At 60.1% G+C, this 17077-nt stretch carries 15 protein-coding genes; 2 read left to right on the forward strand and 13 right to left on the reverse strand.

Going from position 1 to position 17077, the window contains the following annotated elements:
- Window positions 1–260: 260 nt before the first annotated feature.
- The 13 genes from ACZ5PO_RS10845 to ACZ5PO_RS10905 all read right to left on the reverse strand — a co-directional run bounded on the left by ACZ5PO_RS10845 (window position 261) and on the right by ACZ5PO_RS10905 (window position 14283).
- Complete coding sequence (locus ACZ5PO_RS10845; protein ID WP_464193171.1) at window positions 261–986, reverse strand: helix-turn-helix transcriptional regulator; 726 nt, start codon at window positions 984–986, stop codon at window positions 261–263.
- 601 nt (window positions 987–1587) lie between these two features.
- Window positions 1588–2820 carry an ABC transporter substrate-binding protein gene (locus tag ACZ5PO_RS10850; protein WP_464193173.1) on the reverse strand — a complete coding sequence of 411 codons (1233 nt, stop codon included), beginning with the start codon at window positions 2818–2820 and terminating at the stop codon, window positions 1588–1590.
- 87 nt (window positions 2821–2907) lie between these two features.
- Window positions 2908–3378 (reverse strand): Zn-ribbon domain-containing OB-fold protein, encoded by a 471-nt coding sequence (locus ACZ5PO_RS10855; protein WP_464193175.1) that lies wholly within the window; start codon window positions 3376–3378, stop codon window positions 2908–2910.
- A complete protein-coding gene (locus tag ACZ5PO_RS10860) occupies window positions 3371–4567 on the reverse strand; it encodes a thiolase family protein (protein ID WP_464193177.1) in 1197 nt (398 codons plus the stop codon). Before ACZ5PO_RS10860 ends, ACZ5PO_RS10855 begins: the two co-directional genes overlap by 8 nt.
- On the reverse strand, window positions 4564–5592 hold the full coding sequence (locus ACZ5PO_RS10865) for a hypothetical protein (RefSeq protein WP_464193180.1): 1029 nt from the start codon (window positions 5590–5592) through the stop codon (window positions 4564–4566). The genes ACZ5PO_RS10860 and ACZ5PO_RS10865 overlap by 4 nt, the downstream gene beginning before the upstream one ends.
- An 82-nt stretch (window positions 5593–5674) precedes the next feature.
- Window positions 5675–6109: a PaaI family thioesterase gene (locus ACZ5PO_RS10870; RefSeq protein ID WP_464193182.1), complete on the reverse strand. Its 435-nt coding sequence runs from the start codon at window positions 6107–6109 to the stop codon at window positions 5675–5677.
- Between the two features lie 109 nt (window positions 6110–6218).
- Window positions 6219–7391 (reverse strand): thiolase family protein, encoded by a 1173-nt coding sequence (locus tag ACZ5PO_RS10875; RefSeq protein ID WP_464193184.1) that lies wholly within the window; start codon window positions 7389–7391, stop codon window positions 6219–6221.
- Window positions 7388–7789 carry a Zn-ribbon domain-containing OB-fold protein gene (locus ACZ5PO_RS10880; RefSeq protein WP_464193186.1) on the reverse strand — a complete coding sequence of 134 codons (402 nt, stop codon included), beginning with the start codon at window positions 7787–7789 and terminating at the stop codon, window positions 7388–7390. The genes ACZ5PO_RS10875 and ACZ5PO_RS10880 overlap by 4 nt, the downstream gene beginning before the upstream one ends.
- Window positions 7790–7812: 23 nt before the next feature.
- Window positions 7813–8931, reverse strand: a complete 1119-nt coding sequence (locus ACZ5PO_RS10885; protein WP_464193189.1) for a cytochrome P450 — start codon at window positions 8929–8931, stop codon at window positions 7813–7815.
- A gap of 202 nt (window positions 8932–9133) precedes the next feature.
- Complete coding sequence (locus tag ACZ5PO_RS10890; protein WP_464193191.1) at window positions 9134–10732, reverse strand: AMP-binding protein; 1599 nt, start codon at window positions 10730–10732, stop codon at window positions 9134–9136.
- A 76-nt stretch (window positions 10733–10808) separates the two neighbouring features.
- Entirely contained in the window at window positions 10809–12383 is a 1575-nt protein-coding gene (locus tag ACZ5PO_RS10895; RefSeq protein ID WP_464193193.1) for a class I adenylate-forming enzyme family protein, read from the reverse strand.
- Window positions 12384–12423: 40 nt separating this feature from the next.
- On the reverse strand, window positions 12424–13191 hold the full coding sequence (locus ACZ5PO_RS10900; RefSeq protein WP_464193196.1) for an SDR family NAD(P)-dependent oxidoreductase: 768 nt from the start codon (window positions 13189–13191) through the stop codon (window positions 12424–12426).
- A gap of 69 nt (window positions 13192–13260) precedes the next feature.
- Window positions 13261–14283, reverse strand: coding sequence for a PDR/VanB family oxidoreductase (locus tag ACZ5PO_RS10905; protein WP_464193198.1), 1023 nt, complete (start codon window positions 14281–14283; stop codon window positions 13261–13263).
- Window positions 14284–14849: 566 nt separating this feature from the next.
- Here ACZ5PO_RS10905 and ACZ5PO_RS10910 point away from each other — a divergent pair.
- Window positions 14850–15641: an IclR family transcriptional regulator gene (locus ACZ5PO_RS10910; protein ID WP_464193200.1), complete on the forward strand. Its 792-nt coding sequence runs from the start codon at window positions 14850–14852 to the stop codon at window positions 15639–15641.
- A gap of 323 nt (window positions 15642–15964) precedes the next feature.
- Window positions 15965–17062 carry an LLM class flavin-dependent oxidoreductase gene (locus ACZ5PO_RS10915; protein WP_464193202.1) on the forward strand — a complete coding sequence of 366 codons (1098 nt, stop codon included), beginning with the start codon at window positions 15965–15967 and terminating at the stop codon, window positions 17060–17062.
- The last annotated feature ends 15 nt before the right edge of the window (window positions 17063–17077 follow it).

Here is a 17077-nt window from a genome sequence, read left to right on the forward strand (position 1 = left end):
CGGATCCTCCGTGCTACCGATGCGCGAAAATAGCCATCTATGCGCTTTTGATTCAGCTGTAGAATTTTCCAGGTATATGGCAAATTGCCGAAGTCAAGGCTCGATACATCTCGGCATCGGGCCAGCATCCCAGTCGAATTTCGCCCTACGTGTGTGAAGGACAGCGAGGTTGCCCGCCGATCCGTAGGCGATCCAGGCCCTCGTCCTCCTTGGTCGCGGCGGGCCGTGGCAGGCACGAACGGAGGCCGCAGGGCGGCGATCTACGGCGTGATGAGGCGGCGCAGCAAAGCCTGCGCGACCGCCTGGGTAATGTTCGAGACCTGCAATTTGCTTCGTGCATTCTCAAGGTGGAACACGACCGTGCGCTTGCTTATGCCGAGAATTGTTGCAATCTCGTAAGTGGTCTTGCCCTGAGCCGACCACCACAGGCACTGTCCTTCTCTTTCTGTCAGAAGCGTGCCCACGGTGGGCGCCCGACCGAGCTGAAGTTTGGCGTGAGCGTGTGCGTGATAATATAGAGCTGCAATCTGCAGCAGCTCAATTGATTCGATCTCGGATAAGGCCGAAAATGCGTCAGCACTTTCGGTTGCGAGCGTGAGGGCAGCAAAGCGACCTTGTCCGCTACGAATCGGCAGCGTGATGCCCCATCGTATACCGAACTCAGCGGCTTCATCGAAGAAGCGGCGCTGCGCTTTTGCACTCACGCTTGTCGCGCGACTATCCCATAGAAAATACTTTTGAGTCGACTGAGCTTTCGCGATGACGGGATCCAGGCGCTCATAACTATTGTCGAGGTAACGTCTAACCCAAGAGCGGGGGTATGAAGACAACACCTTTCGGTTCGTCCCGGCGTTGGCAAAGTACGCAAACCAGCGAAAGCCCGATCGTCGGACTAATCGCTCCGCAGCCACATAAAGTTCGCTTTCGCTATTGGCCGTTTCAAGTGAGTCCAATAGCTCGCTGAGCGCCGTTTCGAGATACTCCATCCAAGCTCCGCGGCCGAGCTATTGGTCTGCACCCGCGCAGACCATTCGGCTCAGCTCCTGTTCCGCTCCAGCCATGAGCGTTGGCCGGAGCTAAGCGCACACGCCGCAATCCTTGTGGCAAGCGCCTTTGCAGATCTGCGGATGGTGACCTGCGCCCTGTGCCGTGCGCTTGGTCGCGAGGCTCAAGCCGCACTCGGCGCTGAGCAGCCATCGGTGCTACTGGGGCCAGTGGTCGTCTTGCCGCCCGCGCCTCCGGCCATGCGGTCTCCGCAGAGCCACATCTTTTGACGTCGTTTCGGCTGCGGGGGGACCGTCAGGCGCGGCGAGACTTCGATCTGCAACGGCAACGTCGGCTCTCGCCTCCACTGTCCCCCGGCAGCGCGTGGTCTCGAAGACCCAGCCTGTAGGGCCGAACCCACCAAGCCCAGCCTCCGCTTAACTCTAACCCTGAAGCCAATGGAATCCTCTACGCGATCAACGCCTAGTGTCGCAGTCTTGCAAAGAACGTTGGCCGACCGCTCGAGGGCGGCTGCTTGAACCAACCGCCTTGGCCCACACGCGATGGGTCGGGCAGCAGCCCACTCGCGTCGCCGAAGACCAGCTACTTCTCAGTTGCCCCGACGAGAACTGATCCAAACGGCACCCACTTTTCACCGTCGAAGCGCAGCGGCTGTAGCGCCTTGATTGGATAATAGTCGGTCGAACTCGTGCCGATGATAATGCCGGGCAGGAGCGTCTGCAGACGGAGGTCCTTGATATTGGCGGCCTGCTTCATGATATTCTCGCGCGTGAGATCGTCACCAGATTGCTTGAGCACATAGGCTAAGGTCTGCGCGACGGCATAGCCATACACATTCAATACATTGGAGCGGTCGGCATCCGGGAAGTACGTGTTCAGGAACGTGCTCCACTCCACCATGGCATCATCAAGCTTCCAGGTGGGATCCGTTGGATCCTTTAGGTAATAGCTACTTATGATGTCTTTTCCGCTCTCCAGACCCGCCGGCTTCATCACACCTCCGACCGATTGTGACACGCTCGCAAGGTAATGCACCGGCTTCCAGTTCATCTCGGCAACCTTCCGTATCGCCTGAGCCGCGAACTTCGAAGTCGTGAAGTTGAGCAGCACGTCAGCGCCAGCCGCCTTGATTCTGAGCAAGGGTGAGTCGATCGTTGCATCAGCGAGCTCGTAGGACGCCTCGGCCACAATCATCGACTTGGCTTTATCGCCCAAGCCGTCTTTGACGCCGGCCAAGTAGTCTTTGCCCAAATCGTCGTTCTGATAGAGAATGCCGACCTTCGCGTTGGGCTGGTCGCGCAGTATCATCTTGGCGTAAATGATTCCTTCATTCCGGAAGGTTGGCTGCCAACCCATCGTCCAGGGATATTCCTTCGGATTTCCCCACTTGGTCGCGCCCGACGCAGGAAAAAGCTGCGGCACTTTCTTGGCGTTCATGTACTTCTGGATTGCCGCGTTGGACGCGGTACCCACGGGATTGAAAATAAGCAGGACCTCGTCGCCTTCGACGAGCTTCCTAGCCTGCTCAACCGCTTTGGGCGGACTATAGGCATCGTCGTAGGAGATGAAGTTGATCTTTCGGCCGTTGATGCCCCCCTCGTCGTTGATTTTCCTGAAGTAGGCCGCCTCGATCTTGCAAACAGTCGCGTAGGCCGAGGCCGGACCACTGTAGGCGCAAATATTTCCAATTTTGATCTCAGTATCATTCGCCCCCGGATCGTACTTCTTCTGCGCATGTGCGAAGCTGTTGAACGAAAGCACGAATACTAGGCTGCCAGCGAAGATTGTGAGGCGACGGGGCTCGATATTGCGCATGGTTTATCCCCTCCTTAAAGGCTCGTCGTACGCGTACCGAAGAGCCGATATTCTTTGTTGTTTTGCACGTATGCCTTCGTCATCAGTCTAGAGCGGCAGAAACGAAAAGTCGGTGATCCGGCCGTCGCGCTCGGCAGCGAATGTCACCCTCAATCGCGTTCCGGGCGCGATACGCGCCATCGCTGAAGCGAGATCCGACAGGTCGAGGCCGTCGACATAGTTCGCGATCGCTGAATCCACGCCGTCAAGCCGCACAAGCGCAATCGCGACGGGCGCCTTTCGCTTGCCTTCGTAGCCGCGCACGACAATGGTGGAGGCCTCGACGACCCCCTCTGAGCCAGCCTCGACCCATTCATCGCACGGCTCGAAGCTGCGTTCGCAGTAGGCGCGGGGCGGGAGATAGGTGAGGCCGGACCTGGAGCACCGCGTGGCGAGGATCTTACCCTCTTTCAGTCCAAGCATGAAACGTCCGGCCACCTTACCGAGAGCGTAATCGTAGCGCAGTGTGATCTCATCGGACATCACGTCGTGCCCGGATTCCACAAGCCCGTTACCCATGAGTTGGCTCCGCTCCAAAGACTGTACAGTTATAGAACTGTGCCGTGCCGCCGCTGGCTGTCGCGAGCGCGCGCCGCACGTTCCTGACCTGCATATCGCCGGCCGTTCCCATGACTTGAGTGGCGGCATCGATGCACCGGACCAGCCCGGTGATGGCAATGGGGTTCGTGCACAGCGTGCCGCCCGACGGATTTACGGCTACGGCGCCTGTATCGCGATCCCAGTGGCCCTCCCTTTCGAGCCTCAGCGCAGTGCCGCGACTACAGAAGCCTGCTTGCTCCAAGGAAATCGGCGTATTGACGCTGTATGGATCGTAAAATTCGGTCACCTGAATTTGTTTTAGTGGATCGGTTATGCCCGCGCGCTTATAGGCGGTCGTCGCGGCCATCCGGATCAGATCGTATTCGACCAGATCGGTATCGGCCGTCGGGCCGGTCCGGTCGCCCATCCAGTATGTATCGCTCAGCGAGCCAATGCCGTTCACAAAGGCCGGATTGGTCCGGTAGCGCTTAGCCATATCCATGTTACCCAGGATCATGGCTGCGCAGCCAGACGACCTTGGACAGATGTCGAACAGCTTGAGCGGGTAGGCGATCATCTTCGACCCCATCACCTCGTCAACGGTGATATCACCCTTGAGATGAGCATGCGGATTCCTCATCGCATTGCGTCGGGCCCGCACGACGACGCGCGCGAGATCTTCCTGCGTGAAGCCGTGGCGATGGAGGTACGCGCACGCCCGCAAAGCCACGAGCGTGTTGGTCGAAAGCGGCATGTCCCGCTCATAGAAAGCGTCGAAAATCAGATTCAACACCTTCTGCGCATCGGGCGTTTCGGCAATCCGTTCAGCGCCGACGATCAGCACCGACCGCGCCATGCGAGATTGAATTAGCGAACAGGCGATGTGGACAGCCGACCCGCCGGTCGCACCGCCGGTATGGACTCGAAGCACTGGTTTGCCTGCGCAGACGATGTTGTCGATCGCCCAACGGTCCGCATCGGCGACCCCGAGGAAGAAAGTTGGCGCCAGCGAAATCACCGCTGCATCGACATCGTCGACGCTCATGCCGGCGTCGCGATATGCTCCGATCGCCGCTGTCTGCACCTGCTCGATGTAGGTCTGCGACATATCGTGGGTGCGGAAATCGCTCTGATAAGTGCCGAGAACGGCAACGTCTTGTGTGCTCAATTAACTTGGCCCCCCATCGCCTCGAATATCGCGACCACATGGCCCTGCTGCGCAAATCCGTGGCATCCGTGTGCCGCGGCGCGCCGGGGTCGCGCGTTCGCCGGCTCGCCGCCCGCACCGGATAGCTTTAGAACGGCCTCCGCCGCGTTGATCAGACCCATGCAGAAGAACGGGTTTTGGGAGAAATTGCTGCCCGAGGGGGAGATCTGGGCATCAATCAGCCCAAAAATCCGTGCCAGGGCCGCCTCGTGCCAAGCGGACGGCGTATCCAGCTCGGCGAAGTCGAGATCGTCTGCCGAGAGTCCCGACTGCGCCAGGGCCATCTCCCAAGCGTTGCGCGCGGCGTCGAAACTCCTTAGGCGATGCATCCCCAGCAGGTAGGAATCGGACGCCCAACCGATGCCGGACAAGGTGGCGAGCGGCATGCACTGCCTGTTGTCAGCTAAAAACCTCTCGGTGCAGAGGACGAGCGTCACCGCACCGTCGCTGAGCGGCGCAAAGTCCGTCTCGCGCATCGGCAGCGCCGTGGAAGCCCCATTTTCAACGACGTCAACGGTTGGGACGGGCGAGCCAAGCCCGCGGGGGTTTGACGCTCCCCGTGCATAGGCCGCTCTGACGCGGTGTGCGATCTCATCGCGGGTCACTGCGAACTCGCTCGCAACGGCTTGGGCTAACATCCCGTCCGAAACTAGGCCGCCGATATTCAGCGAGCGGTAGTAGAACGGATCATTCCGAAGCCGCATGACCGCGGCGACGTCCGTCTTCGAGCTCTTGCACCAGCTCACGACGAGCCCGGCCTGGAATTCACCCGAGCGAAGGCGCGCGACGCTGGCAGCCAGGCCATTCAGCCCAGACTCGGTCACCTTGATTTCGTCTACAAGGTAGCCACCGGCCGGCGCGGCCATCAGCATGCTTGATATCGGGCGCCCGTCCAGCTCATCACAAGCGGCAATTACGACATTATCGAGCTGCCTGCGGCTGATCCCGGCGTTGTGCAGAGCGCGCCTGGAGACCTCAAAAACCATCTCCTCCAGTCGCAAGCCTCTTTCGGCGTGGACGGCTGGGTGCATGGCCAGCCCGATGACGTAGATCCTCTCGGACGCCGTGTTAGGAGACATACCGGTAAGTCCCTTGGCCGGTGCTGATCATATGACCGTCCTCACCATAAACATGTACAGTCGCTGTATAGACGCGCCGGCCGCCACCCTGCTTGACCGCCACGGCCTGCACCCGCCCCCCTTTGACGGTGCTCATGAAAGCGGTCGTGACGCTGAGCGTTACCGCAGTGATGCGATTGTCGCGGTCGGGGCTGTAGCAGCCGGCGAGGCCACCTGCGATATCGATCATGGCAGCGACAACCGGCCCGGCGATGGCGCCGGAAAAGTTGACAAGGTCCGGCCTGACTTCAAGCTCGACGACGCAGCGGCCTTGCTCCCAATCTGCGACATGCACTCCCAACATGTCGCGGAACGGGGAGGGAATCGCCAGTTCGTCTAATTCGGTCTGCTGAAGAGCCTGCGATGGCCATACGGATATCGGCATTTAGTTCACCGAACCTTTCGAAACGAACCATTACATTAAGTAGATCGGCCTGCATCCGGAGCGCTTCATCGGAGATGCCTGCGCGATGCCCGCCTCACCTTCATCCTCCTCACGCGCGTCCCAGAATGGCGAGGTTGTAGTAGAGCGCTCCGCCGCCCGCTCCGGTGGCCAGCGCCAACTCGGCGCCCCGGCGCTGAGAGGTCGGTGCATCGCCACGAAGCTGCCTTACCGCTTCGACGATCTTCAGCGTCGGCCCGCTCGAGCCAAGATGGCCGAATGACAGAAGTCCGCCGTCGGTATTGATCGCCAGGCCCTCCGGCCCAACGCCTCGCTCCATAACGAAATCCAGTCCCTCTCCTTCAGCGCAGTAGCCGAGGGCCTCGAACTGCCGGGCGACCTCCCAGGCATTGGCGTCGTAAAGCTGGAAGGTGTCGATATCCGCGATAGACACGCCCGCCATGGCGGTGGCACGTGCAATGGCGTCGGCGCCGAGGTTCTTCGCCTCATCGTACAGCGGCGGATCGACATACTGTTGTCGCTTGTACTCCATCCCACCGCCGAGCACGCGCACGGGTCGACGAGCGCAATCCTTCGCTCGGTCGAGCGAAGTGACCACGTAGGCGACCGCCCCCTCACTGGCAAGGCAGAGCTCGAGGAGATGGAATGGCTCGACAACCATCGGCGAGGCCATGATGTCGTCGGCTGCGTAGGGTCCCCGCCCGAACAGCGCGGCCCCCGGGCGAATGCTGCCCATATTCCGGATTGCTGCTGCGATCCCCGCCATTTTCGCCGGGTCTGCGCCAAAGACATGAAAGTAGCGCTGCGCCACCAGCGCGAACTGCGCTGGCGTATACGAGCCAAACACAGCCGTGAATTCATTGTCCGGTCGGGTATATTCTAGGACCGCGCCGGGAATCCGCGTACGCGACTGGCCCCCGGCGACGACGACGGTGTTGCATAGGCCAGATGTTATGGCCGCCGTCGCGGCCATCAGGGCAGGGACACCGGCCGGATAGCTGTCGTCGACCCACCGCAACGGAATGCCGAGTTGCGCCCCCCAGTCGATAGAGCCTGGAAGCATCACAGTTCCGGTCGGACCAGGCCAGCAAGCGCTGATGCCGTCAACCTCGGACTTGGCGATGCCCGCGTCGGCGAGGGCTGCTGAAATGGCCTCAAGAACGAGGTGAACGGCAGGACGGTCGATGCCCATCCCCTGCTGAGTGGTGTGAATACCGACCACCGCCGCAGCAAGGGGAGCCGGGCTTTTGACGATATGACTCATGACAGATCAGCCGAGAGTTCGAAATTGGGCACCGTACAGCCGCCCGCGCACGCGTCCCAGTTTACGGCGACACGCTGCCCGATCTGTACTGCTTCGGGTGGGCATCCAACGACGTTGGCGAGCATGTGCACGCCTTCATCCAATGTGATGATAGCCAGCACGTACGGCGTCGCCATGTCCGGTATGGGCGGCTTGTACACCGTCACCGCGCTATAAATCGTGCCCTTGCCAGTGCTGTCCTTCCAGGACCACTCCAGGCTGAGGCACTTCGGACAGGCCGGATGCGGCGGGAAGAAGCGGTTATCGCAGCGATCGCAGCAGGGGTAGATCAGACTACGCTGCGCAGCCGCCTCCCAGAAGGCTTTGGTGACCCAGTTCGGTTTTGGTTCGGCGCCCATGTCGTGCTCCCTCCGGCCATTGCTCAGTGAAGCGTGATGGACATCGCCATCGGTCCCCGCGCGACAAGCGAGTCGTGCCACTGCATATCTTCAGGAGGCGTGTTGATCTCGATCCGCTCGAAGCGCTCAAGCACGCGCTTGACAGTCAGCTGAACTTCCAGCTTCGCCAGCGGCGCTCCCAGACAGAAGTGTTGCCCTTTGCCGAATGCCATATGAGGGTTGGGCGATCTATCTATACGCAGCTCATCCGGAGCCTCGAAGATGCTCGGGTCGCGGTTCGCCGCGACGAGCATGACGTAGATCCGATTCCCGGCTTCGATCTTCTGACCTCCGAGCTCAGTGTCCTTTCCAGCAAGACGGCCAACCGAGAGAATCGGCCCTTCGTAGCGCAACATTTCCTCTATCGCGATGGCCTGCTGCGCCGGATTTTGCCGCAAGTGCTGCGCAATTCCTGGATTCGCCGCCAGAAGCATCACTGTGTTAGAGATGGCGTTCGCGGTGGTGTCGTGCGCACCGTTCAAGAGCATCATCATCGTTCCAACGATCTCGTCGTCGGACATCTTGCGACCGTCAACTTCGGAGTTGATAAGCAGCCCCAGGACATCGTTCCCGTCCCGGCTGCGCCTGCGCCGCGCGATCGCGTCGCGGAAGATCTCGGCAATCGCCTCCGCTCCGGCTCGGGCTCTTTGATATTTGTCATCGGCGTTGCGCGAGCCGCCGATGAACAGCATCATGTCATTTGAGTAACCCTTCGTCTCCAGCAGGCGGTCGCGCGGCACGCCGAGAATATCCATGACGACGTAGCCTGGCATCGGGTGTGCGAACTTCGCGACGAATTCAACGGGAGCGCCCCGTTCGATAGCGGCGAATTGGTGATCAATCACTGAGCTGACGTGGCCCGACAAGTTGAGGAACACCTTCGGGCTCAGGATTGCGGCCAGACGGCGTCGAAGCTCCGTATGCTGCGGAGGATCGCGAAAGAGCATCCAGTGATTCAGCCAGTAGATCAGCTGCCGCAGATCACCGCGTCGCTCGGGGGCGACCCGAGGTTCAAGGTCCCGCATCCGCTCGGCGGTGAATGTCTCGAACTCGGTCAGAACTCTCGTCGCCATCGCGAAGTCGGTGACGATCCAGCTCTTCATTTTCGGGCTCCAGTGCACCGGTTCTTCGGCCCGAAGGTCAGCAAACAAGGCGTGTGGGTCCCTACGGATCCTTGCATCGTCGGGGTCGAAAACGAGGGGCATAGGAGTCTCACTTCTTTCCTAAGGCGCACAAATACGTGCTTCGTTTTGGACGGCCAGCCAGACATCGCGGAGATCGACGGCGAACGCGGCAGTTAAAGATCTACCTTGCGATGTCGACTCCGGCTCGCTCTCGATCCCACACGTGTGAGATGTCGCGTTCGACCGCTTCACGCAGCTTGTATTTCTCCACCTTGGCCGTCGGTGTGCGTGGAAGAGATTCGACGAACTGTACGTATCGAGGAACCATGTAATATGACATCTCGCGCGCGCAATACCTTATCAGCTCCTCCTCCGGGAGCACATTTCTTTCTTTCAGTACGACCGAGGCCATGACCTCGTCCTCGCTCATCTCCGACCGCACGGCAAAGACCGCGACGTCGAGAACGGCCGGATGGCCAAGAATAATCTGCTCGACCTCGAAGGAGGAGATATTCTCGCCGCGCCGGCGAATGGCGTCCTTCTTCCGGTCGACGAAGTAAAGGAAGCCATCATCGTCGAGATATCCGCGGTCCCCGGTATGAAACCATAGGTTGCGCCACGCCATCACGGTTGCTTCCGGCATCCCGAAGTAGCCTTGGGCTGACGTCCACGGGCGCCGGGGACGCAGGCAAATTTCTCCCACCTGGCCGCGCGAGACCTCAAAATCATCATCGTCAAGAATGGCCAGATCGACATCCGGCTGCACCCTGCCAGCGGAAGCTTGCTTCGTAGGATGGCGGGTCGCATTGAGAAACGAAACGTAGCCGAAGTCCGTGAGCGCGTAGGCCGACAGGAGCTGCACCCCGAACCGGCGGCTGAAGGCGTCAGAAAAGGCCGGTACAGGTATGATCATGCATTTGGATGCGCCGTGGCTTCGATCCGCTTCGCTTTCAGGGAGCGACCACAGAATATTGGCCATCGCTCCCAGCAAATTGAACTGTGTCGCGCCGTATCGCCTGACGTCCGCGAAAAAGCCGGAAGCAGAGAACCGGCGAGCCACCGCAACGCTGCCACCCGTGAGCATCGGGACGAAGAGCGATCTCATCGCATTGCCATGGAACAACGGTAGGCAGGAATACATAACCTCATCGGGACCATAGTCGAAGGCATCGGCTACGGCCTTCGCCATCGTCAGCGCATGCGAATGGGTCGATATGTTGGCCTTCGATGGGCCACTCGTGCCGGACGTGAAGGACAGATAAGCGATGTCATTGAAGTGGACTGCGATGTCCGGTTCCACGTCAGACGCCTCCATAACTCGTTCGTGCGGGACGATGGTTAGCCCTGCAGCCAGGAGCGGACTGACATCTGCCTCGCCGACGACGACGCAAGTCCGGACATCAATGCCGACGGAGCTAAGCGCTGCGACTTTGTCCACATAGGCAGCGTCGATCACGATAGCGGCGCTTTCGGAGCGTTTGATATACCCGGCCAACAGCTCGCCCTTTGCGGCCGTATTCAGTGGCACCGCCACGGCGCCGATCTTGCCGAGGCCAAAGTAGTACCAGGCTATTTCGGGACAGTTGTCGAGCAGCAGCGCGACAGTAGTTCCCTTGCCTAGCCCGAGCCGAAGCAATCCGTTGGCAATCCTGTTGCTCAACCGGTGTGCATCGGCGAAGCTGTAGCTCATGTCCTCGAAGCGCATATACACCCGATCACCGCGTTCCCGCGCTTGACGACCGACGATTGTCGCATAGTCGAAAGTGCGAATATCGGACATCGAACTATTTCCCGAGGTCATTTGCTGTAGGCCACACACGCGTCGTGAGCCCATGGATGCTGCTGCGGGCAGGGCATCACAGAAATCCTTCCGTGCCGAAGAAGTCCGCATACCGGCGTCGGAGTACCTGTTTCTGAATTTTCCCGTAAGTGGCGCGCGGCAGATCATCGCACAAGATCACCGCTGCGACGCGCTGATATTTGGCGACGCGGCTGTTCGCCCATTCGCGAATGTCGTTAGGATCTGTCTCCTCTCCCGCCTTCGGCACAATAATGGCTAACGGCGCCTCGCCCCATTTCGGATGCGGCACGCCAATCACCGCCAACTCGTGCACCGACGGATGACGCATGATGACGTCCTCAATGTCGATCGCATAGATATTGATTCCGCCGGACTTGATCATGTCCTTGATCCTACCGACATAGTGCAGATGACCATCGGGATCGAGGAAGCCGGCGTCGCCGGAGCGGACAAACGTCCTTCCGCTCGGGCTGGTCCACATCGCGGCCCGCGTTAGATCCTCGCGCTTGTAGTAGCCTTTCATAATACCGGGTCCATACGCCACGATCTCGCCCGTCTCGCCATCGGGTAGTTCGTTCCCGGCTTCATCGATGATTCTGAATTCATCGAGCAGGTTCGGCTTGCCGACTGACTTGCGCGCGAACTCGCCCGCATCGTCCGGAAGCCTGATCGTCGCATAACCCTCCGACGCTCCATAGACCTCGCGAATGGTGACCCCGGGGTAAGACTTGAGCAGGCGCTCCTGAACCACTTCCGGCAGTGGTTGACCGGCGGTAACGAAGACTTTTAGCGAGGAGAGGTTATATTGGCCGATATCGGCCTGCAGCATTGCGATGTACTGCGCCGGCACCATAAATGTGTGGGTGCCGCCTTCAGCCTCGATCGCGCGCAGTATGTCCTCGGGGGTGAATTTCTTGAGGAGCACGATCTTGGCACCTCGCAAGATAGCTGGGAACATCGTGATCCAAGTTCCGGTTGCATAGATCGGCGTCGAGCAGATCGCGACGGAATTGCGATTTATTTCGGTTGAGAGCGAGAAGGCAAGAAAGTAGTAGAGCCGCGCCCCATGAGTGTGTTCAATGCCTTTTGGCTCGCCTGTCGTGCCCGAGGAATAGATGATCGTCATCGTGTCCGCAGGTCCGATACGCACACATGGCTCGGCATCCGAATGAGCGTCAAGCGCGGCTTCGCCATCCTGCCAACCCTGCGCGGCAAAGCCGAACCCCAGATATAGGTCCTGGCGCACCTTTGTCAGCGCGGATCGCACAGCGTCGACTAAGGAGTGGTTCGAGGCATCCGACATCATTGCGACGGCGTCCGACGCGTCCGCAAGGCGCGCGAAGGCGTCCCTGTCGAGCATCGGGTTTAGCGGCACGATTACGGCGCCAGCTTTGATCGTCCCCCAAAACGCGACGAAGGCTTCTATCGAATTCGTCATCAGGGTGCAGACTTTGTCGCCCTTGCGCACCCCGCGAGCATTCAGAAGGTTCGCAAGGCGGTTCACGCGCGCATTGAGGTCCTTCCAAGACAGTCGACGACCCTCACAGACCACAGCGTCGGAGTTGGCGTAAGCCCGCGCATTGTGGACGAGGATGTCACTGCTCAGACAATCAAATTCGTATCTCAGCATCGTCGCTCTTCTCAAGGTCTTCTCAAGCAACCTGACCGGGTCAGCGCAATCCGGCTGCGACCCGGAGAACCTCGCCGGTGATCGCGTCGGATTGCGGTTCGAGAAAGAAGGCGATTGCTTCCGCCTGATCGTGAGCGGTCGCGAGCTTCTTGAGCGCAGTATCGGCAATGTGGCGCTCGACATAGCCGGCATCGAACACCTCCAGGGGGAGGTCGCTCATTACCAATCCTGGCGCAACGCAATTCAATCGGATCCCGGCTGGGCCGAGGAGAAGGCTCAACCGTTGCGTCAGCGCGATGACCGCCGCTTTCGCCGCGCTGTAGGGGAAATCGCCTTGCTCATTCCGGTTCGCAAAAGCTGCAAGAGAGGCGACATTAACGATCTTGCCGTAGGACTGTGCAGTGAAATGCGGTTCTACCGCCCTGCACATCAAGAACACCGTATCGACGTTCAGCTCGAACGTCCGCTGGAAGTATGCGGGGTCGGTCCTGCTCAGCGGTCGGTCGACAGATTCAGCGTCCATTCCGACGATGCCGCCGACGACGTTCGCGACGCCGTGCAGGGCCGAGAAGGTTTCGAGACAGCAGGCGACGGCGGCGTTGACCTCGCCTTCGTACTTGAGGTTTGCTCGAAAGGTCGCCAACCGACCGCTGCCCCCCGCCATACGCTCGCTGAGCATGTCCAGGCGGCGCTGACTGATATCCGTAGCGAGTATGTTTGCGCCCTTGCTCAGCAGACGCTCGACGGCGGCGCCACCTATGGCCCCTGCCGCGCCGGTAATGATATAGGTTCGAGTCACGTCACTCACCGTAGACACCCACTTCTGATCGGACCGCGGGACAGTGATCCCTTGATGAAGCCGCCTGAGCATTCCATTCTAGTAGTCGATCACCAGTCTGCTGGTCCGGGCGCGCGAACAGCATGGAGCGACCCTCCGATTCTCATCGCGGTCGAGGCCGCTGAGGAAAGAATCGCGATGCTCGGGCATGCCGTCGACGACGTCGCAAACACAGGTGCCACAGATGCCCTCGCCGCAAGACGTCGGGATATGGACGCCTATACGCGCGGCGGCTTCCACCATGGTCTCGCCTGCTGCGACGGTGACTGTTGTGCCGGAGCGGGAGAGTTCAAGCTCGAAGGGTCGATCATCCTCAAATGTCCGGCCGCGAATAGGTCGGAAGCGCTCCATGTTCAAGGCGCCGTCGGGCCATTCGCGGGCAAAGGCCTGAACCGCGTCAAGAAGCTGTTCAGGCCCACAGCAATATACGTTGGTATCCGCAGCCAGACGGCCCAGAAAGGCGTCGAGGTTGAGCTGGCCGAGTTCGTCTGCCGGGCAGATCATAACCTTTGGCCCGAATTGCGTCAGCTCGTCCAAGAATGCCATCGTCTCGCGGCGCCGCCCGCCATAAAGCAGTTCCCAGCTTCTGCCGCGCGCCTCGAGGTCTCGCACCATGGCAATGATCGGCGTAATGCCGATTCCGCCGGCGATCAGCTTGGTATGCGCCCCCTCACGGAGCGGGAAATGATTACGGGGTCCGCGAACCTTCAGCCGCGCGCCCGGAGCGGCGTTTCGATGCATCCAGACCGATCCACCCCGCCCGGCGCCCTCGTACAGAACCGCGACAGTCCAGGTACCGCTATTTGCCGCTCCGCAGAGCGAGAATTGCCGCGTAACCCTTCCTCCGTCGATCTCAATGTCGATATGCGCTCCGGGGGCCCAGTCTGGCAACCGCATGCCGCTCGCCGCGGCGAAGTCAAACGACCGGACGTCCAGGGCCTCGTCCCGCACATGGCTGACAACTGCGTCGACCCAATCGAGTTCCTGCGGGTCGGCGTGGAGCCCCTGATTGCTTGATGGAAGGGCGGTAAGATCGAGCCCTAGGTCAGTGTCGATGGTCACGGATAAGCGGAGCCTTCTAACGCTGGAACTGGATTCCACATCATTCTCAGTTTGGTCTAATCACCCCTGACGGGACGCTCGGTCGACGGAAGGGGCGTTTGCTAATCATCGACTGCGCGCCCAACCCGGATCCCGACATTCGTTGATTGCGCCGAGCCCGCGGATCCGCATCCCTTCGACCGCGCCTATCGTATGGCTACGTCTGCCGACATCCTGGCAAGCAAAGTCTGATCCGCCTTGGGTCACCACGATTCTATCAGCAAAGCTCCCGTCTCGCGAGCATCAGGCAACTATCGTTTACATTCGCCGACCGCCGTCGCGGCCGATCGGGCGTGGGACTGAGCCGGCCGAATGAAGGCGGCGAGGGCCGGTTTGAGCCGACCTTAGGTGGAGCCGCAGGCCGACATAGCCGCATCCCGCTCGCCCATAATCGGGTAGCAAATAAATTTGTCAATAGATAATGCCTCCGCCACTGGCGGATTTTGGCCAAGCGATGGCTGAGGCATGGCGACAAAGCTGGCGCACTGATACAGTGCGCCCTCCCTCGATTGCGCTTTGGGTTACCGATGGAACGTGGACAGCGGAGAATTCAGTCACTCGAGATAGGTGGAGAGCTCCTGCTCGCGCTCGCCAGAAGCCGGAAGGCGATGACGCTGAAGGACTTAGCGCGTGAGGCAGGGATGACGCCTGCAAAGGCGCATCCATACTTGGTAAGCTTCGGCAGGTTGCGGCTCGTCGAACAGGATCCGGCCTCCGGGAGATACGATCTCGGTCCGCAAGCGTTGCACATTGGACTAGCAGCGCTTCAGCGGTTGGATCCATTACGAATTGCAAACGAGGAGGTCCGGAAGCTCTGCAGTGGCGCCGATCATTCCGGTGCCATTTCGGTTTGGGGCAATCTAGGGCCTGCAGCCGTCTCTGTCATAGAGGCTGACTATCCCCTGCATGTCGTGCTGAGGCCCGGAACCGTACTCTCTCTCTCGACAACCGCGACCGGGCGCGTGTTTGCTGCCTATATGCCCCGTTCAGTTGTACGGGCCGCGCTGAAATTTGAGAGCCATCGGTTCGGCGGCCAGCAACGTCCTCCCTCACTGTCCGTTTTGGAGCGCGACGTCAGCGAAGTTCGGCGGCTTGGAGTCGCCCGCAACGTGGGCGCGACCACGCCAGGCGTAATAGCTCTCGGTGCACCAGTTTTTGAACAGGATGGCACCGTTGCGTTGGCTATAGCGCTTGTCAAGCCAGGGGCGGCTTCGGATGCCGAACCAGAGGGCGATCTGGCGCGCAAGGTCATCGCTTGCGCGCAGCGAATATCTGAGAGGCTGGGCTATCGGCCCCCATCCCAGCAGGAATTCCGCTAGGGGGCCTTGAGCAACCGCCTGCTTTCGATCGGGCCCATCGCGCTTACGCCAAGCGCTTCGACGGCCGCGGACATCGCTCGCGTCCGTGGCCGAGGTCATCATCAACCTCACCAAATGGCAGATCTGGAGAGCCCGCGTCCATTAGGGCGCCGTGGGATGCGTTCGCTTGGCAGATGATCCGGTCGATGGTCCGGTCGGAATCAGCCAATGGCGGATAGATTCGCCGAAGGCGAATTAAGCCGCTTGCCTCGGATCATAGGGTAGCGTACCTGTTTCAGCAGCATGCGCCGCAAAGACGGCTCGTTGGGGAAGAGGAAAGCGCAATGGATGTCGGCTTCACAATGATCTTCTCCAGCTATGGCTGGGAGGGGATGAGCGACCATCAGGTCTGGAGTGAGGAGATCAAGCTTGCGCGGCTTGCCGCCGACAGCGGCTTCGACGTGCTCTGGACGGCTGAACATCACTTCTTCAACTATTCGATGATCCCCGACAACATTCAGCTTATGACGCATCTCGCCGCGCTTTGCCCCAACGTCGACGTGGGGACGGCCGCGGTGATCCTGCCGTGGCATGATCCGCTGCGGGTTGCGGAGAATGCCGCTGTGCTGGATCTGCTATCCGGCGGGCGTCTCCGACTTGGCCTGGGCCGTGGTCTGGCGCGCCGCGAATTTGAAGGTTTTCGCGTAAGCATGGACGAATCCCGAGCCCGGTTTGACGAAGCTGCTCCCATGGTCGTGAGGGCGCTCGAGACCGGTATCTTCGAGGGTGACGGGCCATTCTACAGACAACCGCGCGTAGAACTGAGGCCGAAACCACAGCACTCGTTCGATGATCGGATCTACGCTGTAGCCTCGAGTGAAGACTCTATCGCGTCCGCGGCAAAGCTGGGAGCGCGCATGATGATGTTTGCGGACCGGCCATGGGAGCTTCGCGCGCCCGCGATCAATCGCGGGCGGGAGCTCTATCGGCAGCAGCATAATAAAGATTTGCCTCCGCATCTGATCGCCGAGTATTGTGTATGCGGAGCGGATCTTGCTGCGACGGAGGAGCTAGCGCGAAAACATCAAGGTAAATTCGTCGAAAGTAACTTTCACATGTACGAGCTGTTAGGCGAGCACTTCAAGACTGTGAAGGGCTACGACAGCTATCAAGAAAAGGCGGAACTTGCGCGCAAGGGCGGCGGCTTACCCGGAGCAATCGAAGGCTACATGAAAGCTTCGAGCTGGGGCACCCCGGATAAGATCCTCCGTGGGCTTGAAGAGCGCCGGCGCGTGATCGGTGACTTTGATTTCGCTGCCGGCTTTCGTTTTGGCGGCACGCCGTACGTCCTCGCCGAGGAGAGCCTTAAGCTATTCGCAAAGGAGGTCTTGCCCGTTTTAAAGACGTGGGGCCCCGCGAAAATGACGAATGCGCCGACGTAGCCGCGAATAGAAGTA

It is taken from the genome of Chelatococcus sp. KU-N122 (assembly GCF_055391085.1).